Source organism: Neobacillus driksii (genome assembly GCF_013409995.1).
Lineage (GTDB): Bacteria > Bacillota > Bacilli > Bacillales > Cytobacillaceae > Neobacillus > Neobacillus driksii.
Genome location: NZ_JACCBX010000008.1, coordinates 209556 through 233498 on the forward strand (window position 1 = coordinate 209556; position 23943 = coordinate 233498).

A 23943-nucleotide genomic window follows, 5' to 3' on the forward strand; every position below is an offset into this window, starting at 1 on the left:
TCGTATTTTTTCATTTTTATATGCAATTAACCATTTCAGTTGAATAAACCCTTATTGTTGAGGTGCAGAAGGAGTTGAGATACTTTGTAATGCTTGTTCTGCCTCGTTTGCATATATATTTTGTACTGCTAAATCACCTAGAGCAACCATTCCTACTATTTGTCCATTTTCGGTTACCGGTAATCGGCGAATTTGCTGCTGTGCCATTAAATCTGCTGCTTGATGCACATCCATATCAGGTGTACCTTGTACGATTTTCTGTGCTGTCATGACTTCAGATACTGGTGTTTGTGGATTTTCTCCCTGTGCAGTCGTTCGAAGGGTAATATCACGGTCGGTTACAATTCCAACTATTTCTCTGTTGTTATTTACTACTGGAATAGCCCCGATATTATATTCGCTCATTAATGCGGCAGCTTCCTGTACCGTCTGTGTTGCGTTAACTGTAACAACATTTGATGTCATGATATCTCTTAATTGCGCCATGTAAGTACCTCCAATTATATTTATCCTTTATAGGATGAGGAACATTGGCGATATTATTTATGGTAAATTTTATAAAACGAAATCTCTTCAAATATAGCAGACGATGATTACAAATACCTTTCTTATCATCTAACATATTTTAGACGATCGACAATTTTTACTGCTTCTTTAATCGGACCTTTATAAGAAAAGTGATAAACAAATCCATCACTTGTCTCCCAAGAAATGCTAGTGTATGCTTCGCGTCTTGTGCCTTGAATCGTGATATGCCCATCGTGAATCACTTTGCTTTTTAGCCAATCTGCTTTCTTCATCGCTTTAAACAACTCATCTGCCTGTTGGTATGGCTCATCCCCTTTATCCCCATCAAAATGCATGATCCAAGGTCCCCGCTTGGCATAGATGATCGATCTTATCCACGGTTGAATCCATAACGTAACGCCATCTTTCTTTTTATAAAAAACAAAATCACTCGGTCGCACGCCAGGAGTCATAGTGCCAACATTACCAGATAGTTCTCCGATTTTACTTGACTCTCGCGGATGAAATAATGCTGGATCATTTGCCCGATAATGCTTATCCATCGATAAAAAATATATAACATAGCCATTTTCATAGGCTTTTACTTTTACAGCGGTATGCTTCTTTGGCTTTTTCGATTGTTCTTTCCAATAAGTCGGCAGAAGCACGGGGACCTTTGTATTTCTGGCAGACCTTTTGCAGTCGATCGCAAAAAGGTAACCACTTCGTTGGGCTTAGAAAATGCGGTGAGAAACAATATACCAATTAGAGATAGTAGAAATAGTTTCTTCATAAATAGCCCTCTTTCATGACAAGTTATAAATTATTATTTGGAATAACCAAAAGAACTATTTATGAAGATATTTTATGATTTTAATGAATTTTATATAAATTTATGATGCCTGCTCATGCTGTATGGTTGGTTACAAAATTTCTTTTAACGCTTTTAAGACAATATCTATTTCATCCTTTGTGGTATATCTGCCTAAACTAAAACGAATCGCACCCATTCCGACCTCTTCAGGTACGTTCATTTCCTTAAGCACTGGTGATAATTCAATACTGCCGGCATGACAGGCGGAACCTGTAGAGGCAGCAAGCTGAGGGACTGCATCCAATAAATCCTGCCCAATCCTTCTAACAAAACTGACATTTAGGGTATTCGGTAATCGTTCCTCTTCATGTCCATTTAGCACAACCTGATCGCCAAACGCAGCTTTTAATTGCTGCCAAAAATAATCAGTCAACTCCTTTTGCTTATTGGTACCTAATTGAGAACCTGCGATTTCACATGCCTTCCCTAATCCGACCGCCAATAAGGTATTTTCAGTTCCTGCACGAAGTCCGCGTTCATGTCCAGCACCATGAATCAGCGGTTCAAGCTCAATGCAGCCGCGAACGAACAAAGCTCCAATCCCCTTTGGAGCATACAGTTTATGACCAGCAATCGTTAGCATATCCACTTTTAACTCATTCACATCCACTGGAACTTTCCCCACGGATTGCGAAGCATCCGTATGAAAAGCAATTCCATGCTTATCTGCTATCTTCCCAATTTCATTAATAGGCTGCAGGGTGCCTGTTTCATTATTGGAATGCATAATCGTAATTAAGATGGTTTCTTTTGTAATCGCCTTTTCAACTTCTTCAGGTGAAACCCTGCCGTATTGATCCACACCGACGTATGTTATCCGCGCTCCAATTTTTTCAAGGAACTTACAAGGATTTATGATTGCAGGGTGTTCAATTTTTGAGGTTATAATGTGGTTCCCTTTATGAACGTTTTTAAAATAAAAGCCTTTAAGTGCAAGGTTATTGGCTTCACTTCCACCCGAAGTAAAGATTATTTCTCCAGGAGAACCGTTTATAAGGTGCGCAACTTGTTCTCTCGCTTTATGTAATAGTGCTTTCACAGGTTTTCCCGCCCAATGCAGTGCTGAAGGATTCCCGTAATAATCATTAAGCAGTGGCTGCATCGCGTCAACTACTTCAGGTGCCAATGGTGTACTAGCGTTGTAATCTAAATAAATTTTTTGCATCTGAAAAACCATTCCTTCCGCTGATAAGCTTATATCTAGTTATATCTTATTCTACTAAAAAAAATGGTTTGATAGTTCTAATTTGGTTCTAAATAATAACAGGTCCATTTACAGCTTGTACGGAGTACTTTCTGAAATGGACTTTGTTTCAACGGTTTTGGATGAATTCTTTGTTTGTACATTTAGGTTTACATAATTAAATTATGGTTTCACAATTAGAACTTATGATTTTCCCGCTGTTATATCGTTGTATGGCAGGATCAGCTTTCTCACTCTATCGTAGTTCATTGAACTAATTTCACGGATTAATCTTGGAATCGCTGCTTCAGGGTATCCATAATCACGAAGCAGCTTTTCCATCTTTTTAGTTTCTTCCATACAGGTTCCTCCTAAATGGTTGTTCATGGTTCAACGAAGTGTCACTCTTACTATTCCCTTAATGATGAAAGAGTTATATGGAAAAATTTTTTCTGTACGGTAAATCCAACTGAATAGTTCAGCCATTATTACATAACCTATTTCTGTTTAGGAGGTGAATCATCATGGCAAATAAACAAAATAATAAAGGCGTCGCTGATGGCATTAAAGAAACAGCGGGTGCTGCTTTCCATGCAGTTCATAGTGCATTAGAAACAACAGAAAACGTAGCAATGAATGCTGTTGACGCGGCGAAAAACGCTACAGATAATTTAACTGGTAACCGAAATGAAAAGGGCCAGCGCAATCAAGATTAAGCAAGGAAAAAATCCCTTTGAATTAAAGGGATTTTTTCTTGGGTATCTTTTACGTTTAGGTGCTCATTTATTTTGTAATTTTGTAATTTTTATGATTGACAATCGTGATCAGAGGTTCATCCTTATCCTTTGACATACCGTATTGAACCATAACGGAATTTTCCCTTACTCCCGTAACTACACCTTCTAAAGAATTCCCATCACGTTTAAAGGAAATCTTATCGCCAACTTTTGCATTAGCCATTCTATCACCTCGCCTATATATTTTCCAAAAATTACAATTAAAATACTAGTGTTCTCCATCAAAGGGATGATTAAAAAATAGTGAAAAAAGGAAGAACGAGGATAGCAAGTGTTAGAAAAAATACAGCTAGTGCACTTACCTTTTGTTTTTCCTTCCATAGAGTAACACCAAACCCAAAGGTATAGATTGTAATCGCGACTAGAGTACCGATTGTAAATAATTGCACCCGTTACTCCCCCAACCTTTTAGCATTTCTTGTTCGATTTCCATAGTCAACCATTTTAATATCCACTTTTACATGGATGTCAGCACGCGGGTAAGCTTTCACCCAATTGAATTTTTTATATTCTTGTATGGTTGCAAAGTATTTTTTTGAATATACAGGCAAAGGATATGGAATTCCTTTCAATTCTGTCTGTGTCTTCTTTAAAAGTTTTATATTTCCTTTTTCAAAATGATTAGCGATATGTTTTTTGATGATGTGTTGGTTTTTTTGCTTCGCAAAGTTGACCATGCTAGGATTAGACATAATCTCTATTTGTAAAGGAATGGTGATGAAAATCTTGGGTGTGATTCCCTTCAAGTTCATTTTGATTTTATTGTTTTCCGTTTTCATAATTCTTGCAGCGAATTGCTTCTTATTATCGGAAAAAGGATCTGGAATATTCACTAATATATCTTTTATATCGGTAGTATCATCTAGAATATTGATTGTACGGGTTTCTTGACCGGTTAGTGTAGCAAACATTACACCACTCTTAAAAACAGCTGATCCAATAAATTGTGTGTCATCCAGTTCACCCGTTGCATTTAGTTCCCCTGCCGTATATTCATCCTCCCTTTTTATTTCAGGATCTTTTTGCCTTTTAGCAGTTGTATACATGGCCAAAAAGAGATCGCTTCCTCTTTCCGCCGTTTGGAAATATCGGAATAGGTTAGAATCAGGAATGAGCCCATTTTCAATTCCGTGACTGACCATAAATTGAAAATATTTATGCGGCCTTGTTTCCATTCTAGGTTTATTATTCATAAAATACTGTGACGCCTTTTCTTTAGAAACGGCGATATAACTATTTAGGCGGATTTCTTTATCTTTTAAAACATCAGTAAATGCAGTAGAAAAACTTGAATCTCTAGCAAATTCTTCGGAAACCACAAATATTCTTAATAGTTCGTAGCTAATATTCCGAGAAATGATTGAATTTGCAGTTGCTTTTGCTGCGATGAAATCATTTGCATCAAATGTAATGATTTCCCGCGGTTTCTCTGTTGAACCTCCGCCCCCTTGCATACTTCCCACTTCAGGGTTAGCAAGTAACATTGTAATTTTAATTTTATCTTTATCTTTAGAACGATCAAGTCCTAGTCCGATGACATAGGCTTTATCCTCTAGTTCTTCCCGATCCCAACACCCTGATAATAAGCAAACCATGAGGAAAAACAACAATAATCTACATAGTGTTTTTGTTTTTTGCATGTTTAAATTCTCCCCTTATTAACGCAACTAGCCATAAAAGTATTGAAATTCCAGCGAACATAGGACCTACCGTACTCCATATGATAGGTTTAAATTGCAGACTGACATTAATCGGCGCTTCAGGAATAAAGCCTAGCATCAAATAAATCGTCGCCAGTGATGGGATTAGGTACTCAAAGTCTTTAATTTTAAAAAGATTACCAAACATAAGCGCATTTATGTATAAAAATGCGGTAAAACGAATAAATGCCGCCATGATCCAGATGATGAAAAAAATAATTTCAACATTCGGAATGTATTGGCCTAGTGAAATATAACGAATCAATGTGTGGAAAGGGTAGGCAGTTCCCCCTAAGGATTCGTCAAACATGCAGACAAAAATAAGAATCGACATACTAATTTGAATGCAAATATATATATAGGAAAACCAAGTTCCTTTTTTGAATGCTTTGTTTGATTTGAGATATGGTAAAACCATGGTCAATAGAAAAAAATCGGCAAAGATTGTGACCTTTTGTGCTCCTTCCTTCACCAGCACAAATGCTCCAGAGCCCCAAAGGGGAAACATCGAATTAATATTGGCATGCTTTGTACCTAGCCATAAGGCCACATACAAAGATACTACTGCATAGAACACAATTAGATAAGACACCGACCCAATGTGTTGAAGTCCTTTCTTTGCGCCATATGCACAAATAAACATTAAAATGGCGTAGATGATGAGAGTAGGTGTTGTCGTAAAGTAAAATGATCGAATGATATTGGTATACGTTCTGGTATCAAACGAAACAGCAAATGAATTGATGATAAAAATCACAAGGCAAACCATAAAACCTAGGTATTTTCCGAGTATTTTTTTAATGACGGAAAATAAATCCTTTCCTTCATACAATGACATTGTTTTTATTAATAAATAAAGAGGAATAAAAAAGAATCCCGCTGATAGAAGCGGAATCATCCATGCTGCATTTTGTACATGACTGTACAGATTGGCCGGAGTATCCTCAGTAGCTTTCGTCCCAACCATTAAAACTGCGATGGAAACATATTCACGAACGCCAATTTTTGCAGATTGCTGTTTCATATCGTTTTATCCCTTTCTTTGTTTAACCATATCCCTTGGTTTTAAATATCCGGGCCGGAACCTTTCCTTTATTGGAATATGGCGTATCAGCAGGTCCTTTGATGAAAAGGAATGTGGTGTCATTGGTGCAAAATAAGATGTGCCAAATGATTTCAATGATACTAAATAAAAGAGTCCTCCAATAAATAAAGCGGTGACGCCATATATTCCCATGAATCCGGCTGTGAAAATAAATAAAAAACGGGTAATCCGAATGGCAAAATTCATACTTATGTCAATGATAATAAAAGAGCTTAACCCGCTTAAGGCAATAACGATAATGACGATTGGACTTATGATATTCGCTTGAACAGCTGCTTGACCTAAGATTAAGGCACCCACAATCCCAATCGTTGGACCAATCGGGGATGGTACACGTAATCCTGCTTCACGTATTAGCTCAAAGGCAAGTTCCATCATCAACACTTCAATAATTGATGGAAAAGGTACCCTTTCCCTTGTTCCTGCAATCGCCATCAATAAATCCGGAGGAATCATACCTACATGAAAGTTCGTAATCGCAAGATAGATTGGGGAGGTAAAAACAGCAACAAAAAGAGCTAAGAACCGTAATATTCTTATGAAATTACCGTATGGGACCCGTAAGTAATGATCTTCCGGTGAATGAAACATCGCCCAAAAGGTAGCAGGCAGGATTAAACAGCTTGGTGAATTTTCCATCAGTAAAATAATATGACCTTCTTCAATAAAAGCGGCAGCGCGGTCAGGACGTTCTGTATATACGATTGTGGGAAATAAGGATCTAGGACGTTCCTCTAGATATTGCTCTAAGATGCTTAAATCAATCGTACTATCAGTATCAAATGATTTTAGCCTTTCTTTTACATTTTGAAGCAGCTCCTCATTTACAAGGTCCTTTTGATAAACAAGAAATACAGTATTTCTCGATCGTTTTGAAATGGTCTGCGTTTTAACGATAAGGTTTTCATTTTTAATTTTTTTCCGGATTAAAGCTATATTGTCAATGACCTTTTCATTAAAGGCCTCTTTTGCCCCTTTTACAATGACCTCATTTTCAGACTTTTCAATCGACCGGCCGCGAATTTTTGTCGTTTCAAATAAATAGCAATCAGGATCGCCATCGACAAAAAGGGCCGTGACCCCTGCCGCAATAAATTCCGTTATATCGCCAATATTGGTAGATGTTTTTTCAATTGGGTAGGAAACGATATCTTTGATTTTTGATCCAGGGTGCTCGCTATCAATCAATGGCCCTTCTATGCCTGCCATAATATTATTTAAATCTGCCATTGTACTGATATAAAGGAGAAATGCCTTACGGTTAAGCTGTTGTATCGTAAATTCTCGTAATTTGACATCTGCATTATCCGGTACTGTAAATATCTTCTTAAATGTCTCTAAGTTTTTCTCAATATCAGTACTTATGTCTTGTTTTTTTATTTCAATGTCCTCTATATTGGATTCTTCGTTAAATTCAGGTTCAGTGTTGAGACTTTTCATCAACAATTTAGGAATTTTTTTCTTCACAATAAACCCCTCCCAGTTTTTATATCGTTTTCCATCTAAAGGCGTTTTATGTATGAATTGGTCTACTAAAAATAAAATGAAGTTCAAATGCAATTTTATATTTCGCAACACGAAAAAGATGGTACAATACAAGTTATTAAAATGATTGGTTAGGGGATTGGAATGAAAAAGAAATGGATGATTTACGGAATGTTGTTTATCGCCACGGCTACATGGGGTAGTGCCTTTATTGCAGGTAAAATTGCCGTTCAAAGCTTTGAACCGGCCACTGTTGCATTTTTGCGATTTTTTGGGGCTGCTGTCCTATTGTTTCCGATTATGTGGGTCATGGAAAAAAATCGAAAGAAACCGACACTCAAGGATTATGGACTATTTGCAGTTCTCGGCTTAACGGGTATTGCACTCTATAATATTTGCTTTTTTATTGCCACCAAACAGGCACCCGTTATTAAGAGTTCACTCTTTATCGCCTCAAACCCGGTGTTAATCGTCCTTTTATCGGGGGTATTTTTAAAAGAAAAAATCACGAAGAACCATATTATTGGCATGGTGATTGCTTTATCAGGAGCAGCGATTATTATCACCGATGGACATATCCTTTCCTTGTTCCAATTAGGCTTCCAGACCATTGACTTCGTTTTACTTGGCGCCGTTATAAGCTGGGCGTTGTACAGTGTAGTTGGAAAGGTGGTTTTGAAAGAATATAGTGCCGTTGAATCTACCACCTATGCGGTTGCTTTTGGTACTGTTTTCTTAGCACCGTTTGCATTTGTTGAAACATCCTGGCAGGATATCACCCAGGCTGATTTCTCAACATGGGTGGCGATTGCGCATATGAGTATTTTTGTAACCGTAGTTTCATTTATTATGTATTATTATGGAATCAAAGAGGTTGGTGCTGCCAAAGCTTCGATTTTTATTAATGTCATGCCAGTATCTGCGGTATTAATGGCTACCCTCTATTTAGGAGAAACCTTCACCTGGGCTCACGGAATTGGAGCTGGGTTTGTATTAACCGGAGTTTTTATTGGAACAAGTACGAAGTTATTTAATCGGAAAATACCTGCAGTTAAAGTGGCGGATTCCCGCTGAATAATCTTGAAGTTTAGTTGAAACCTTTTTTTCCGTTCCTACAAGTACCCTCAAATATTGTTAATCAAGCTTTTTTGTCCTTTAATTTCTTTTCGTGATTGTAATTTTAATATATTGTGTTTGCCTATATTGCTAAAAATATAGGCTTCCCTTGCAACTGGAGCAGCATATAAAAAAAGAATTATGTTCGGTAGACTTTAAAGAATGGTAGGATCAAGTAAAATACATCCGATATCCAATTATAATAAGTAAAACAGAAAGCATTTGAAAAATAACTTTACTTGGTATTTTCTGAGACGATATGACACCTAATTGGGAACCTATTGTGACTCCTATTCCTCCCCAAACAACTATCATCCAATCAATGGTGCTATAAAAAAGATTAAATATAATACCAACGATCGAATATATGCATAAACTAAAAATGGATGTAGCCGTTGCATGTTGAGGAGAAACATGCAAATAGTAGACTAACATTGGAACAAGCAGCCATCCTCCGCCTATACCTAAATAACTGGATAAAATCCCCATCAAGAAACCTAATGGGAGTAACTTTTTTAGTTGAAGACTGGGTAAATTCGAAAGATCTCTATCCGCCTTGCGGGAAGATATCCGTTCATCTCCATCCTCCGAAACTGGATGAACCCATTCTTTTCTTTTTAGTACAATTGGAGAATTTTTAATAAATAAAAATATTCCCAGACAAACTAAAATACTTGCAAAAATAAAATAGAAGGAATTAGAGTAGAACAATCGCAGTAACCAAACACCGATTAGGGTACCCGGTAATGCTCCTATTCCTAGGGTAATTCCCAATCGGTAATAAATTTTCTTTTTCCTTGCGTAACCAAAAACTCCAGAAATGGCATTAATAAAAACGATAAACAAACCTGAACTAGATGCAACAGCAGGCTCAATATGAAAAACGGTTAATAGGACAGGAACAAAAATAAACCCTCCTCCGGCACCAACAATTGTTCCATAACCGCCAGCTAAAATTCCGATTAATAGAAGCATTAGCCCCGTTGTTAAATCCATTTTCATCCTCCTAAAGAGTCGACTTTCCTATGGAATACCTATTTCTTTCATTGGCCCCTCCTAATGGTATAAAGCTGGGAATGAACCCCTCCCAGCTTTCATTGTCTTAGCAGGTCAGTAAACCATCTCTGCATACATCTTTTTTAATTCCTTCTTATCAACCTTCCCAATATGTGTAAGTGGGAGAGATTCTTTGAAATAAACTGCCTTTGGAACCATATACTTTGATGTGCGCTCCTTGCAAAAAGTAATGATTTCTTCCTCTGTACAGCTGAATCCATCTCTAAGTGTTACAATTACACAGACAGCTTCGCCCCAATCTTGATGAGGGACTCCAATGCAAGCGCTAAAGGCAACACTAGGATGCTGATTTACCACTCTTTCCACTTCTGAGGAATAGACATTCATACCGCCGGAGATAATCATATCTTTCTTTCGATCTTTGATATACAAAAATCCATTTTCATCCCACATCCCTATATCACCAGTATAGAACCATCCGTCACGGATTGACTCTTGGGTAAGCTCCGGTCTCAGGTAATATCCTTTCATCATTGCAGGTGATTTTACTACAATCTCTCCAAGTTCAAGTGGCTTTACATTATTCCCTTTATCATCAATAAGTCGAATCTCAGTTAAAAGGCATGGCTTACCACAGCTTTTCAAGGCTTCAGGATTATTATGGAACGCCCAAAGATGGGCACTTTTCGATAATCTGCTAATGACGATATTACATTCCGTCATCCCATACTGCTGGCGCATGATTGGGCCAAAGATTTCAAAAGCTTCCTTCAGCCGTGCTGGGGAAATAGGTGAAGCACCATAGTATATATTCCTCATAGAGCTTACATCATAAATCATCTTCTTCGTCTGATCGATAAGCCTGTATAACATAGTTGGGACCAAGAATGTGGTGGTAATTCTGTATTCTTTAATCGCATGAATGAATTGTTCAGCATCGAAGGAGCGCATCAAATGGACATGAACCCCTGAGACGAGCGCTCTCCAAAGAAGCGAACCTGCAGAGTGCACGATGGGAGTGCTTAGCAATAAACGGTCCCTATCATCAAGCGGATCTTCGATGGAAGCAGAGATGATTGAAGCGCCTAATCCAGCTTGCGAATGCATTACACCTTTAGGAGTACCGGTTGTTCCACCTGTGTAAGATAGTAGAGCAAGATCTTCTTCTGAGGAAACCGGCAGTGCCATGTCTGTTTTTCCTTCCGGCATTAGGAATACCTCAAACTTTTCCGGATAACTGACACCAAGACCCGGAAGACCGATAATATGTACCCCAGAATCGTTTGATTTTTCCAAGTATTCTAGAATGGTTGAAACATGGGGCTGTGTTGCCATAATTACCACTTTTGGTTTAGCTTCATTCAAAATAAAAGCAACTTCACGAGTACCTAAATTTTCACCTAATGGTACTAAAGTCGCACCGCATTGCTGAACCGCTAACCCAAACATTACTCCCTCTAAACTATTTGGGATGATAGTTGCAACATGAGTACCTTTTCCTACACCTAATCGCAACAAATAATAGGATAGCTGTTCTACTTTTTCCAATAACTCCTTGTAAGAAATGGTTTCCTCTGATGGCAGCAAAGTAATAGCTGGCAATTCTCCGAATCTATTTAATCCTTTGAATATCAATGACTGAAATGTCAACTGTTGCATGATAATTGTTCCCTCCTTCCGAGATTCGTAGAATTAAACTTTTAATAATTCCTTTGCAATCGTATTTTTTTGAATTTCTGAAGTACCGGTAAGAATTCTGTACATTCGTGAACTTCTGTACATTTTTTCAACCGGATGCCCTTTAACCAACCCTTGAGAACCAAATATTTGAATGGCCTTATCTGCCACGCGATTGTTTACTTCTGAAGCAAAAAGCTTAGCCATGGAGGCACCGGCACGATCCTCCTCTCCGCGGTCAATTTTCTCAATCACATCATAGACCATGCACCTAGCCGCATAGATTTCAGTTGCCATTTCCGCTAGCATATGCTGAATTGCCTGAAAATCACCTATCGGCTGCCCGAACTGAACCCTTGTTTTTGCCTGCTCCACTGCGAGATCAAGTAAGTGCTGCGCCATTCCAATAAATCCTGCAGCATGCGAGACTCGATTTGTATTAATTCTTTTTAATCCTAGCAGCAACCCTTTACCTGGTGCTCCAATGATATTAGAGGCAGGAACTCTGCATTGATTAAAGAGTAATTCTGCATGAATACGTTCACCTGATATTGGTACTTGAATATTTCCGAGTTCAAACCCAGGATTTTCCGAAGTCATTTTATCTACAATAAAAGCTGTAATTCTCGGTTTCTCGCATTCAACTAATTCTTTCGCGATGACAATCGCAAAATCTGCGTAAGGCGCGGCACTGATAAAATGCTTCTTCCCATTTAATACATAATCGTCCCCGTCTCGCACAGCTGTCGTTTGGATAGCAAATGCATCGGACCCAGCATTCGGTTCAGTTAGCGCAAAGCAGCAGCTAGTTTCTCCTGTAATGACTGGAACAACATATTTTTCTATCTGCTCCGGGGTAAAATTTTCCAACATCTGTCCAATTCTTAGCGGTCCGCCAATTTCTCCGAGGACCTGCCCCCAGAGAACAGCCCCCGAGCGTGCCAGCTCTTCTTTACACAAACATAATCCTTTTAAGCTGATATCCTGACCTCCATACTTTTTTGGAAGATTAATACCATAAAACCCTAATTCTTTTGAACGTTTTCTAACCCAATGTATGGCTTCCATGGGAATATCATCTTCAGCATTTAACTGGTTGTTTTGTTCATATGGAAGCAATTCATTTTGGATAAAATCCTTTAATTTTGTTTGAAGTACCAATAACTCCTCTACTGCAACCGTTGTCATTTTTCCCCTTCTCTCTTTTTGTGAATTTTTATAATCTTAAGTAAATTATATATATAAATTTAATTGAAGTAAAATAATGATATATTATATAAACTTAAATAAAATTGATATAAAAAAACAGAAAAAAGCTTCCTATTTTTAAGATAGGAAACTTTTATTTTAGAGTAGCTGTGTGGATTTCAAGACATCTTATAAACTCTTTAGCAGCTCTTGAAAAATGTTGTTTTTTTGATCGAACCCAGCCAAACTCCAAGGAAATCATATTTGTATCGGCAAATGGAATGGGAACAAGTTCACCACTCAGGTAATATGGATCATTACCCAAGCCCATATCATAAGAAAATGAAATTGCCAATCCTTCAGCAACTGATTTTTTTATTATTTCTGTGTTATTAGTATAGAATAAAACATTCATCTCACCATATTGATCAAAAAAGTCCTGGATAAACGCTTTCATTTTTGGACCGTTATATACCACTAGATTTTCATTAATCAGTTCTCCCGGTTTAATGCTTTTTCGACCGGCCAAAGGGGAATTTTTACTAACAGAAACCACCACATTTGCTTCCATCAAGGATTGAAATTCCAACTCTTCCTCTTTTGGTTTTTCTTTCGGGATATTTAACAAACCAATGTCAATTTTATTATTTAAGACATCATGAATGACCTCTTGTCCGCCTTTTTCTTCGATTACAATATTTACATTAGGATACTTTTTCTTAAATAAGGCTAATGATTTAGGTAAAACTGTTAGAAATAAGCTTTGAGTGGACGACACTCGTAGCTCCTTTTCCATAGTGTTCGTTTGTAATTGGACACTTTCCCTTATTTCTTCCAACTTGCTCATTACCTCATAAGATTTTTGAATGATTTCCATTCCTTCTTCTGTAGGAACCGTACCTAACCGAGACCGTTTGAAGATCTTTATACCTAACTCTTTTTCTAGGCTTGTTATTGCCATACTAATTCCAGCCTGGGAGATATGCAGGCTCTCTGAAGCATTTGATATAGAGCGCGTCTCAGCAACCTTAATGATATATTGCAATTGTTCTATATTCATGTATGATTCCCCTTTAATTCCTCATATTAGAATCATACCTCTAATAGAAAACCCATTCAATAATAGGGAAATAAATTTTACCCATCATATTACAAACAGACAACTACAGATTCTCCCTAATCTAAAAACGATTGATGACTGCCGTTTTGTTATCTAATTCTTTTATAGGTTTTTTCGAATGATTCTTAATAGATAATGCAACAAATACACCGGCCAATGCTGCAAATACTAAAAACCAAAACGCTGCATTATAAGAGCCATTAAACAGTGTAATGATAAAACCGATTGCAACCGGCGAAACTGCACCTGCGATTTGACCTGCAAAGGTCACAAGCCCAGAGGCCGAACCTGTTAGTTCCTGTGGTGCATATTTAATGACAATTGTATAAAGAACGGTACCGAAGAAAGAAAGAGCTACTGAATTAAGAGTCAGAAATGTTATGAACATTCCAACAGACGTAGCATTAGACATAAGGTAAAGAAAAATAGCAGATAATATAGCTCCTGCAGCAGCTAAATACTTCTCGCGACCAACCATATATTTATCCAATACCCAGCCGCTTACATTAAACATAAAGAAACCGACAACATAAGGAATAGCCATTAGACCCCCAGCTGCTACAATATCCACCCCTTTTTCCTTCACTAAATAGATAGGCATCCATGAAATTAGACCATAGTTAATGATATTTGATAAAAACTTAAATGAAACTAACTTCCAAATGTTCTCTATTTTTAATAATAGCTTTAGTGGAACTTTCTTTCGTTTCTGGGTGGTTATTGTCGTTTCCCCAGATTCTTTAGGCTTAAGGATAAACCAAAATCCAATTGACACCAAAATACCGAGAATACCAGCAATGATAAACATCCCCCTCCAGCCAAACGCGACCACCATTGACGCGGCAAGAGCGGTGCCTAAGATTCCGCCTATATTTTGGGCAGACAGGAAAAAGGAATTGGCGCGGCCTCGTTCATTTTCAGGAAAATTATCCCGTATGGTTGACATACTTGCTGGGTAAAAAGGACCTTCCCCTATCCCGAAAACGAAACGAAATAATAACAGTGTAACAAATGACCAAACAAATCCAGTCGCAAGAGTAAATAAAGACCAACTTAACAGGGAAACTGTAATCATAACTCTTGCTCCGAATTTATCGGTCATCCACCCTCCAAGTGGCTGCATTAAAGAATAACTGATAAAGAATATACTAATTGCCAAGCCTGTTTGGGAGGTAGTAAGATTAAACTCATCCCCCATAGGTATTATCGCAACATTAAGGGCAACACGATCAAAAAAGCTTAAAACCATTCCAATAAATAAAAGACCACTAATAGTCATTTTCCGTTTCTTACTAGCAAACATCTCCATAAACCGTCACTCCATTTTATTTAATTTTTTATACCGTTGCTAAGGTGTTACGATATTTACCTTTTGCATGGCTAAGACTAATGACAATGGTACTCACCGATTCTGAGGAAGATGTTCACATTACAGTTTAATTGCTACCTTTGTAATGTTGAAAGCGCACCCAAAATTATCAATCCTGTTTTACCGCATGTCTCCATATACAAGGGTTAACTGTATGGTCTGCTGTAATAATTTCTTTTTTATCCACCTCACTATTTGAATAGTTTAAATATATTGTATATTTAAACTATTCTTAAGTAAATTTAGTATTTTTAATGGTAACTTCAATTTTATTTATATAAAAGAAACATTATAAATGGGAAAGTTACAGACTTTTAATTCGCAGCAAATACGAATGGGTATTGTTATTCATATATTTAATAAAAAACACTCTTCCGACGAATCTGGATGAGTGTTTTTTGATCGTTCGTTTATAAATCGGAACCTGTCACTACTTACTAATACTTCCATTCCTTTGCTAACATACTATATGTAACGATGTCTTCGTAATGGTCATATAGCCATTGCCCGTCACGTTTAATTCCTTCACTAACAAAACCCAATCTTTCAGGAATCGCAATACTTTTATGATTATTCACTGCAACTTGAATTTCCACTCTATTGAGATTTAGTGTTTCGAATAAGTATTTTAACAACGATGATACTGCCCGTGTGATGATCCCTTTGCCCTGTGCTTCTTCAGACAGAAAATAGCCGATGCTGGTTGCACTATTTTTCCAATCGATATAATGGAGCCCTATCATCCCTACTAATTTTCCATTGTATCGAATCCCTGCGTCGAATCTATTATTATCGGCGTAATTTCTAATCCAAATTGGAATGATCATCTCAAAATCATCCGCCGATTTGCGTTTATCCACCCACAATAGCCATTTTCTTAGATGTTCACGATTAGAATCGATTAATTCATATAATTCTTCCTTCTGATGCTGCTGCAATAATTCAATTGATAGTTCCTCATCTACTTTGAATGAAAACATGGAACCTTCCCCTTTTACCCATTGTTCAATAACGCTAATTTTTCCATTTCAATTACTCTTTTTAAATAGTCATATTCTGCTTTTTCGAGGATATCTATTTCCCGGTTTGTTGCCAGGAGAATTTGATCTCTGCATTTTGCGATTCTTTGTATCATTGGATGTATCGTTAAACTAGATAGATTCACAAAGTCGTACAGATCATTTAAACAAACGGGCAGCTTATAGCCTTTGTTGCTGGAAGCTATTAGTAAGCCCTGGTCGCGCAGCTTCGAAACAATGTTTGATCGAAAGTAATGCTGCTTGATTTTATTTACTCGAATAGCATTTAGGTTATCAAGAATTTCTTCTGTATACACATAATCATCCGGGTTTTCTTTCAAATTGAATAAAAGAAACTTCAGTAAATCAATCCGGACTCTTTCATCCTCTTCTTCACTTTTTCGATGTTTCTCGATGTATTGATAAGCCAAGTTAACAGCTTGTTTGATAATAATCTGATCGGTTTCTGAGTCCGTTTTTTCAAAATGGTAGTCGTATAGGTAGTGCTTGTAATCATGCGGCCAAAGGTTAACCGTGATGATTTTATTTTTTAATAGTCTATAAAACGATGGATACTGATGAGAGTGATGTTTTGCGTCATACCCTTTTGCAATCGTTTCAGCGATAAATTCTGCCAATTCGAGGAGAATATCGGATTCACTGCTGTTAAAACCAAACGTTGAATAATTAAATAAGTCTGGAATGCACTTCTGTTTTACATATGCAATAAATTCCTGGGTAAACTCCTTTGATCCCTGTTCATCCGCGACAAGGTCAAGTGAATCAAAGGTGCGATATAAATCATCAAAGATTTTTCGATTGAAAAATTTAATAAATGTTTTTTCATAGGTAACGCCACTATCTTCTCGAATTTTCCGCTTATCAATGACATAGGCATAAACCTTAAAAGGTAAATCCTTTAAATTCTGTAAGATTTCCATTCGAAGACTGTCGTCAATTTCCTTTTTTGAAAGGTGTTTCCGTTTAATTTTTTCTACTTCCTGCTCGAGAAATTCTCTATCAGAATCTTTTACTAGTATAGAAACGATTATAAAATGGGTCGAAGTCTCAGGTTGATCAAAATCGAATCCGTAATGGCCAAATTCATTTATAAAAGCATATTGGATATCATTCAATTTTTACCTCACCTCACCAATGGAAAAACTTACTATACTTATTTCAACAAAAAATCCTATAAACCTTTTAAATGTGTTATTTTTCCTAGCAAATCCTTTGGAACTCAGGAGAATGTATCGGTTGGAGGTAAAAACAGGGAGAAGTTCGTAGAAAGGTGCGTTTTTTGATTATTTTCAAAAATAATTAGGGATTGCGTTAAATGTGTGCTATACTGTGTCTACCATTTGCTTTACGTTTTACGTTTTTCGATTACCTGCCCTGCTCAATTCCTGAGCAGGGTTTTTTGTTTACAAGTATGTAAATCCTTGATGGTTATTAGAGATTATGGCATGATTAATTTTTTATTCGTTACCGCTAACCCTGCTTTTCTTAGTTTACGGGCACAAATAGCTCCTATTCGTTACCGCCAAGCCCAATTTTCCTCGTTCACGGGCACGAATAGCTCCTATTCGTTACCGCCAGCCCCACTTTTCCTCGTTCACGGGCACGAATAGCTCAGAATCGCAGCCACTAAACCTTATTTTCCTCATCCAAGGCCACAATCCCCCTAAAAGAACGAAAAAAAGACTCTCAAAAGAGAGTCTTTTATATATGTCGGTTCAATTATGCTTTACGAACGTTAGTAGCTTGGGGTCCACGTTGACCTTGTTCTACTTCAAAAGTAACTGCTTGACCTTCGTCTAAAGTTTTGAAACCTTCGCTTTGGATAGCTGAGAAATGTACGAATACGTCGTCTCCTGCTTCTCTTTCAATGAATCCGAAACCTTTTTCTGCATTAAACCATTTTACTTTACCTTGTTCCATTTGTTGTATCCTCCTCGTGTGCTGTGCACACATTGTGTTACTATCCTTGCTCAGTTCTTTAGACGTAAAGTTTGAAAACTTTTTAATCCAACTGACAAACAAAAATAATTCTTCTTTACTATAACAGACATATCCAATTAAAGCAAATCAATCTCCAAAGTTTTTTCTAGACCGTTTCAAATACTTTTTATAACATCGTCCGTGCTGGGCAAAATTGGTGTGCTAAGAGGAGGCTTTTTCAATACATGCGTGGTTTGACTGCCTCTAGTTAATGCCTATTTGTTGCACCCTTCAATGGGATTCTCCCTCTTCCCCTAATTTTTCTAGATAATATTTAACTAGCTCCTGATACTGCTGTACTTCAAGCCTGCCCTTCTCAGTAATCGCATAGGTACCTCTCTTAATCCGTTCAAACCATCCATAATAGTTTTTTGTTAAAATAGAGGGAATTTTATCACCGGCACCCAAAATCTTTAAAGCCTTCGGGGATAGGGGGCCCAGTTTATCTAGAAAACAAGCAATTTGGATACAATTTTCTTTGTAGGCGGTCATAATTTTTGTCCGACTGCTTCCCCCTACATTAAAATCAGCACTGCGTCCGCCTATCTCTTTCAAGATAGCATCTCTTTTCAACTTATTTCTCCCGATTGCTATCTTACCAGTATAGGGAGTTGGGTGGACCAGTATATCTGCTTTCGAGCCATTACCTGGAAAGGAAACGACAATTAAGCCTAGCTCTAATCTTTTCACTAGATGACATTTTTCAGCCCATTGCTTAGAATTCAGCCGGCCTTTTGGTCTAGGGATTGCTATATAAACTTGATGGGTTAATTTTTGTCGTTTTACCGCCTGAATAAGAAGATCGACACTTAAAGTGAGTTTTAATTCAACTATGATTAGCTCATCCTCTTTCACTGCGACGATATCACAGTCCTTCACTTCACCGTAAACCTCATAGCCTTCTCGTAAAAAAAACCTCTGAATCGGTTTATATAAATCTACCTCTTGGAGTTTCTTCTTTTCTTTCATATATATCTCCTAAAACACAGTTTTCTCCTATTATCTTACCATGAAAATGCCTTTGAGGATTATCTAATAGCAGGTTAAATCACTACTAACATTTTTTTACAAAGTCTTTGTATTTGAAATAGCCTAATCTATCAGAATTATGTTAATATTGTTTAGTCAAACTAAATAGAGAACTTGAACATGTTTCATGGGGGTCTAATATGAACAAGAAATTCGCAACTAAGCTACATTGGATTGTACCAGGGATTATTATGATAATAGGAATACTCCTATTATTCTATGAAAACTTTTCTGATGTGACTGAACACCCTGCAGATGATTGGAGCAGGGCTCTGACAATAGGAGAAACAGAACTGAATCAACTGCCACCTGTAAAGGTGACGGAAAATGGAGATTTTATTTTCACACGATTTGAAGATGGAAAATTAGCCACTACTACTTTGGGCAAGGATTTCACAGTAAAAAAAGAGAAAACCTACAACATACCGGTAAATAAATGGACGCAGGTTTATCAAAAAGAAAATACGATTATCTATTTTGATTTTAAAAATATTTATGACGAAGATAGGAATATGCTCGTCTCCGATGTTGAGAAGTTTTATCCTTTAGAAACGACCACACTTTATGTGAAAGATCATGTGCTTTATCAACTATCACCAGAAACGAAGACATCTGAAAAATTAATGGAGATTGATTTAGATAAGCTCGATATCATACCTCAAGAGAACGAAGAGGGAGTAAATCTATTGACCTATACATCCGATCCAACAGGAGTCGATGTTACACTGCAGCAGCATGCAAATGAAAAATTGACGACCGTATACCAATCCAGAATAAATGTCGACCCAGGAAAAGCTGTTAATGATATTGCGTTTGCATTGGATGGTCAAACATTAACACTGTTACTTCAGGAAGAACTTCAATCCACACAAGGCGGGAATCCAGAGTTTTTTAACTATTTTTTACTAACAAGTATTACAAATCCGAATGCGCAAACTCTAAACCAGTTAACCTTTGAAGATCCAGCTGGACAAAACAGCTTGAAGGAAGTTTCTGATGTCGTTCTTACGTTTCGTAATGGGAAACCAACTATTCTTTTTCACGCGAACGGGCAAACACAAACTCAATTCAATGACAGCACGACCTTTAATATCTATTCTGCGGAAATCAGTGAAAGTGGCACCACTAAAACGGAGCGACGAAGCAATACACCAGAAATTTCAACCAAACCACAATGGATAAATGAAGAAATCATTGCATGGGTAGATTTAGACGGTGATGACCATAAAATTAAAGTATCATCTTCGGATATTAAAACAGTCGATTCATTAATTAAGTATACACAAGACGATTGGCTTCAGGCACTGGGTAAGACATTTGGTATGATCACTTCATCCTTTTTCGGAATTGCCTTTGCTGTCATTTGGTTTATCTGGCCAATTCTTTTCGTTGTATTTATGTATATCTTTAGAAATCGAATCGCTGATCGCGATCCCGTTTGGTATTTTTATACAGGAATTGGGCTTTACGCTGTAGCAGCACTCATTTGGAAGGATCGATTTTTCTTAGATACCATTTATACGAAAGCACCGAGTTACTTAACCTTTACCGGCAGTTCGTACGTTTACATGATTTTATTTGCGATCATCGCTTTTTGGTTAACAATGCATACTAAAAAAGCAAATGATTGGGCAGGTACGGTAAGAATAAGCTATTTTGTCGGCCTTCACATTTTACTATTAACAATTTTCTTCGGACCTTATATTATCTAATGAAAAAATCCCCATTTTATGAAATGGGGATTTTCCTATCTATGGAACATTCACCTGTTATAGCGTTTTAAGCCTTCTCATTTTTTCATCCAGCAGTTGAAAGACTATTTTTACATCTTCCTTAGGCAGCGTGGCATACAAATCACCAATGCTAACTTCATAGTAACAAGTTGTCTTGTTGACTTCGCGTACATAACCGGTTAAGCCAATACCTGTTTCTTCGTAGATTGCTGCTAGAATCACTTCCATCTCGTCTTTTGGTGCTTCAAAATGGACATGAAACATATTAGAGACTGGTTCCAAGGGCTTGGTCGAAACACGATAACATTGGTTCAAGCATTGGGCAAGTTCTTTTGCTTCTTCGTAGTACTGATTCATGTTTGATAATCGTTGGTCAAAATAATAATCAGCACTTATGATGTACGGATACAGGCTGATTAAATCTCCGCCATGGCGTCTTTTCCAAACCTTTGATTCTTCCGTAAAAGCTTTATCCCCAGCAAGTATCGCTCCTGCAATCCCGCCAATCCCTTTGTAGAAAGAAACATAAACACTATCAAATAGAGCACAGACTTCTGCAGCCGATTTTTGATAATAGGGGAGAATTTCAAACAGTCTTGCTCCGTCTAAATGTAATTTGATCCCCTTTTCCTTGCAGAATGCTGAGATGTCTTCCAATGTTTTATAGTCAGGAAGCTGGCCGCCAATCTCCCGTTGCGGCAGCTCGAGCAATAAACAAGCGATTTCCACTTCTAATCCTAGTACATCTTCCAGCTCAATGACGCTATCTTTATCAGCTAATAAAATCGTTTCAATATGGTGTAATTCCTTCAATCCGTCTTCCTCATGAATCTCCAAATGACTTAATGGATGATATGCTACTTTTTTGATCCCCTTTTGGTCACACCAAATCCGTAAGGCAATTTGTTGTGCCATTGTACCGCTTGGAAAGAATACAGCGGACTCTTTGCCAAGGTATTTTGCCATTTTCTCTTGGAAGTCGTCGATGACCTTTCCCTTTCCGTACATCTCGCTTTCCATCTCTCCATCGATATTCATTAATGCCTCTTTTAGCACTTGGACATTCCTAGAACCATGACCAGGCACCTTATACTTTGCCTTTTTATAAGCTTCACCCAAAATATTTATCGCTGACATTGCGATTCTCCCTTCAAGACTACTGTCTAATGGTATTTTATACTAAAAAATGCGAAAAAGGACATCATCTATTAGATGACGCCCAAATATTCTTTTATCCTATTTATTGAACTGTTTCTTTTACAAAATCGACTTCAAATCCTAAATCTTTCAGCATTTGGTGATCTGCGGTCGTTTCTTGTCCTGAAGTTGTTAAGTAATCTCCTACAAAAATAGAATTTGCTGCATATAATCCAAGTGGCTGTAAACTTCCTAAATTAACTTCACGTCCACCTGAAATTCTGATTTCTTTCGTTGGATTCACATACCGCATAAGAGCTAAAACCTTTAAGCAGTACCTAGGATTCAATTCCTTAGTACCTTCAAGCGGGGTACCATCTATTGCATGTAAAAAATTAACGGGTATGGAATCGGCGTCTAATACTCTTAGACTCATCGCCACGTTCACTACGTCTTCCTTCTTTTCCTTCATGCCGACTATTACTCCTGAACACGGAGATATTCCAGCTTCTTTTATTAGCTCAACTGTATTCACTCGATCCTGATAGGTGTGTGAAGTCATGATGGAGTCATGGTGATTTTCTGAGGTGTTAAGGTTGTGATTGTAGCGATCGACACCAGCTTCTTTCAGCATGGCGGCTTGTTCTGGTTTTAAAATTCCAAGGCAGGCACAAATCTTCAATTCATATTTATCCTTTATTTCCTTTACTGCTGAAACCACTTGGTCCACTTCATGATTACTTGGCCCGCGTCCGCTCGCTACTATGCAATACGTACCAGCCTGAAGCTGGTAGGCTTGTTCTGCTCCTTTAAGGATGGTATCTTGATCTACCATTCGATATTTTTCAATCGGTGCATTAGAAATACTAGATTGCGAACAATAGCCACAATTCTCAGGACATAGACCTGATTTTGTGTTAATTAACATATTTAGCTTTACCTTATTTCCATAATAATGATGGCGAATTATGTAAGCTCCATGCAACAGTTCTAATAATTCCATATCGGTGGAATTTAGAATATCTAATGCTTCCTCTTTTGAAATTATATGACCATTTAGCACCTCAAACGCTAATTCCTTCCACTTACTCATCCAATCCCTCCATTACTTAACTCGCTTTATTAACATTCCTAAATTGACTTTTTGACAAGGTTCGTTTTAAGCGATGGCCCATCACACCTGCTAAAATGGCTAGAATAATATCTTTTGGCAGCGGAACCACCATCCATAGCCAAGCCAACTTGTAGGTAAAGCCATCTGGTGCTGCAGCCCAAATTTTATATGCGGCGTACATCCAGTTCGTACCGAAAAGATAATTAATTGCCATTCCTACGAGTGCCGCAAATACAAATACCCCAACGGTATTTTTCATTTTTTCAATTATGTAACCAGTAGCATAGGCCGTAAATACATAAGAGACAATAAAGCCAAATGTAGGCTTTAAGAAAGTCCCAAATCCACCGCCAAATTGAGCAAAAACAGGTACCCCAACTAAACCAACGAACATATAAACCATCATTGCAATCGCACCCAATCTACTGCCAAGTACCACGCCTGCTAAAATTGCAAAAAATGTCTGAAGCGTAATCGGTACTCCCCCTACGACCATAAATGGAGCAATCGAAGTAATATTAGCCCCAACAGCCATTAGCGCAACAAACATCGCCGCTGCTGTTAGATCAGTTGTTTTAAGTTTCATAAACATCCCCCTAAAATAATTCTATAAATTAAGAATAATAGGTCCAATAATTTATGTCAACTTGTTTTAAGTATTAGTTTACATATAAAAAATTCATCAACTGTAATCTTTACTAAACGTTCTGTGTCCGCCGCTGCTAAACAGCAACAAATTCCACCTTGTTTCATACTATAAAGTGGGTATTCG

At 37.5% G+C, this 23943-nt stretch carries 24 protein-coding genes; 3 read left to right on the plus strand and 21 right to left on the minus strand.

Features of this window, described 5'->3' with window-relative positions; genetic code table 11:
* Nucleotides 1-51: 51 nt before the first annotated feature.
* The 4 genes from F4694_RS19110 to F4694_RS19125 all read right to left on the minus strand — a co-directional run bounded on the left by F4694_RS19110 (nucleotide 52) and on the right by F4694_RS19125 (nucleotide 2924).
* Nucleotides 52-486, minus strand: coding sequence for a CBS domain-containing protein (locus F4694_RS19110; RefSeq protein ID WP_179600862.1), 435 nt, complete (start codon nucleotides 484-486; stop codon nucleotides 52-54).
* Between the two features lie 125 nt (nucleotides 487-611).
* Nucleotides 612-1175, minus strand: a complete 564-nt coding sequence (locus tag F4694_RS19115) for a hypothetical protein (protein WP_179600864.1) — start codon at nucleotides 1173-1175, stop codon at nucleotides 612-614.
* Nucleotides 1176-1430: 255 nt separating this feature from the next.
* Nucleotides 1431-2546 carry a cysteine desulfurase family protein gene (locus F4694_RS19120; RefSeq protein ID WP_179600866.1) on the minus strand — a complete coding sequence of 372 codons (1116 nt, stop codon included), beginning with the start codon at nucleotides 2544-2546 and terminating at the stop codon, nucleotides 1431-1433.
* Between the two features lie 222 nt (nucleotides 2547-2768).
* A complete protein-coding gene (locus F4694_RS19125) occupies nucleotides 2769-2924 on the minus strand; it encodes a hypothetical protein (RefSeq protein WP_179600868.1) in 156 nt (51 codons plus the stop codon).
* Between the two features lie 164 nt (nucleotides 2925-3088).
* Between F4694_RS19125 and F4694_RS19130 the strand changes: the two genes are divergently transcribed.
* Nucleotides 3089-3280, plus strand: coding sequence for a hypothetical protein (locus F4694_RS19130; protein ID WP_179600870.1), 192 nt, complete (start codon nucleotides 3089-3091; stop codon nucleotides 3278-3280).
* A 67-nt stretch (nucleotides 3281-3347) separates the two neighbouring features.
* Here the strand turns inward: F4694_RS19130 and F4694_RS19135 are convergent, their stop codons facing one another.
* From F4694_RS19135 to F4694_RS19155, 5 genes are all read right to left on the minus strand, one after another.
* Nucleotides 3348-3524, minus strand: coding sequence for a DUF2187 family protein (locus F4694_RS19135; protein ID WP_179600872.1), 177 nt, complete (start codon nucleotides 3522-3524; stop codon nucleotides 3348-3350).
* A 70-nt stretch (nucleotides 3525-3594) separates the two neighbouring features.
* Nucleotides 3595-3750, minus strand: a complete 156-nt coding sequence (locus tag F4694_RS19140) for a hypothetical protein (protein ID WP_179600874.1) — start codon at nucleotides 3748-3750, stop codon at nucleotides 3595-3597.
* 3 nt (nucleotides 3751-3753) lie between these two features.
* Entirely contained in the window at nucleotides 3754-5001 is a 1248-nt protein-coding gene (locus F4694_RS19145) for a Ger(x)C family spore germination protein (RefSeq protein WP_179600876.1), read from the minus strand.
* Entirely contained in the window at nucleotides 4976-6085 is a 1110-nt protein-coding gene (locus F4694_RS19150) for a GerAB/ArcD/ProY family transporter (protein WP_179600878.1), read from the minus strand. Before F4694_RS19150 ends, F4694_RS19145 begins: the two co-directional genes overlap by 26 nt.
* A gap of 6 nt (nucleotides 6086-6091) precedes the next feature.
* On the minus strand, nucleotides 6092-7633 hold the full coding sequence (locus tag F4694_RS19155; protein ID WP_308806386.1) for a spore germination protein: 1542 nt from the start codon (nucleotides 7631-7633) through the stop codon (nucleotides 6092-6094).
* Between the two features lie 162 nt (nucleotides 7634-7795).
* On the opposite strand from F4694_RS19155, the gene F4694_RS19160 reads away from it, so the two are divergent.
* The gene (locus F4694_RS19160; protein WP_179600880.1) at nucleotides 7796-8725 is read left to right on the plus strand and encodes a DMT family transporter; all 930 of its coding nucleotides are present in this window, start codon (nucleotides 7796-7798) and stop codon (nucleotides 8723-8725) included.
* Nucleotides 8726-8938: 213 nt separating this feature from the next.
* Here the strand turns inward: F4694_RS19160 and F4694_RS19165 are convergent, their stop codons facing one another.
* The 9 genes from F4694_RS19165 to F4694_RS19205 form a co-directional block, all read right to left on the minus strand.
* Nucleotides 8939-9763 carry a sulfite exporter TauE/SafE family protein gene (locus F4694_RS19165; RefSeq protein ID WP_179600882.1) on the minus strand — a complete coding sequence of 275 codons (825 nt, stop codon included), beginning with the start codon at nucleotides 9761-9763 and terminating at the stop codon, nucleotides 8939-8941.
* Nucleotides 9764-9877: 114 nt separating this feature from the next.
* The gene (locus F4694_RS19170; protein WP_179600884.1) at nucleotides 9878-11443 is read right to left on the minus strand and encodes a class I adenylate-forming enzyme family protein; all 1566 of its coding nucleotides are present in this window, start codon (nucleotides 11441-11443) and stop codon (nucleotides 9878-9880) included.
* A 33-nt stretch (nucleotides 11444-11476) separates the two neighbouring features.
* Nucleotides 11477-12649: an acyl-CoA dehydrogenase family protein gene (locus tag F4694_RS19175; protein WP_179600886.1), complete on the minus strand. Its 1173-nt coding sequence runs from the start codon at nucleotides 12647-12649 to the stop codon at nucleotides 11477-11479.
* 154 nt (nucleotides 12650-12803) lie between these two features.
* Nucleotides 12804-13709 (minus strand): LysR family transcriptional regulator, encoded by a 906-nt coding sequence (locus F4694_RS19180; protein ID WP_179600888.1) that lies wholly within the window; start codon nucleotides 13707-13709, stop codon nucleotides 12804-12806.
* 121 nt (nucleotides 13710-13830) lie between these two features.
* Nucleotides 13831-15078, minus strand: coding sequence for an MFS transporter (locus tag F4694_RS19185; RefSeq protein WP_179600890.1), 1248 nt, complete (start codon nucleotides 15076-15078; stop codon nucleotides 13831-13833).
* A gap of 497 nt (nucleotides 15079-15575) precedes the next feature.
* On the minus strand, nucleotides 15576-16118 hold the full coding sequence (locus tag F4694_RS19190) for a GNAT family N-acetyltransferase (RefSeq protein WP_179600892.1): 543 nt from the start codon (nucleotides 16116-16118) through the stop codon (nucleotides 15576-15578).
* A gap of 14 nt (nucleotides 16119-16132) precedes the next feature.
* Nucleotides 16133-17293 (minus strand): DUF3800 domain-containing protein, encoded by a 1161-nt coding sequence (locus F4694_RS19195; protein WP_179600894.1) that lies wholly within the window; start codon nucleotides 17291-17293, stop codon nucleotides 16133-16135.
* Nucleotides 17294-17897: 604 nt separating this feature from the next.
* Nucleotides 17898-18098 carry a cold-shock protein gene (locus tag F4694_RS19200; protein ID WP_026568674.1) on the minus strand — a complete coding sequence of 67 codons (201 nt, stop codon included), beginning with the start codon at nucleotides 18096-18098 and terminating at the stop codon, nucleotides 17898-17900.
* 291 nt (nucleotides 18099-18389) lie between these two features.
* Complete coding sequence (locus tag F4694_RS19205) at nucleotides 18390-19127, minus strand: DUF2161 domain-containing phosphodiesterase (RefSeq protein WP_179600896.1); 738 nt, start codon at nucleotides 19125-19127, stop codon at nucleotides 18390-18392.
* Between the two features lie 200 nt (nucleotides 19128-19327).
* On the opposite strand from F4694_RS19205, the gene F4694_RS19210 reads away from it, so the two are divergent.
* Entirely contained in the window at nucleotides 19328-20899 is a 1572-nt protein-coding gene (locus F4694_RS19210; RefSeq protein ID WP_179600898.1) for a hypothetical protein, read from the plus strand.
* Between the two features lie 57 nt (nucleotides 20900-20956).
* Here the strand turns inward: F4694_RS19210 and F4694_RS19215 are convergent, their stop codons facing one another.
* The 3 genes from F4694_RS19215 to F4694_RS19225 form a co-directional block, all read right to left on the minus strand.
* Nucleotides 20957-22057, minus strand: coding sequence for a threonine aldolase family protein (locus tag F4694_RS19215; protein ID WP_179600900.1), 1101 nt, complete (start codon nucleotides 22055-22057; stop codon nucleotides 20957-20959).
* 103 nt (nucleotides 22058-22160) lie between these two features.
* On the minus strand, nucleotides 22161-23150 hold the full coding sequence (bioB, locus tag F4694_RS19220) for a biotin synthase BioB (protein ID WP_179600902.1): 990 nt from the start codon (nucleotides 23148-23150) through the stop codon (nucleotides 22161-22163).
* Between the two features lie 16 nt (nucleotides 23151-23166).
* A complete protein-coding gene (locus F4694_RS19225) occupies nucleotides 23167-23763 on the minus strand; it encodes a biotin transporter BioY (protein ID WP_179600904.1) in 597 nt (198 codons plus the stop codon).
* Nucleotides 23764-23943: the final 180 nt, after the last annotated feature.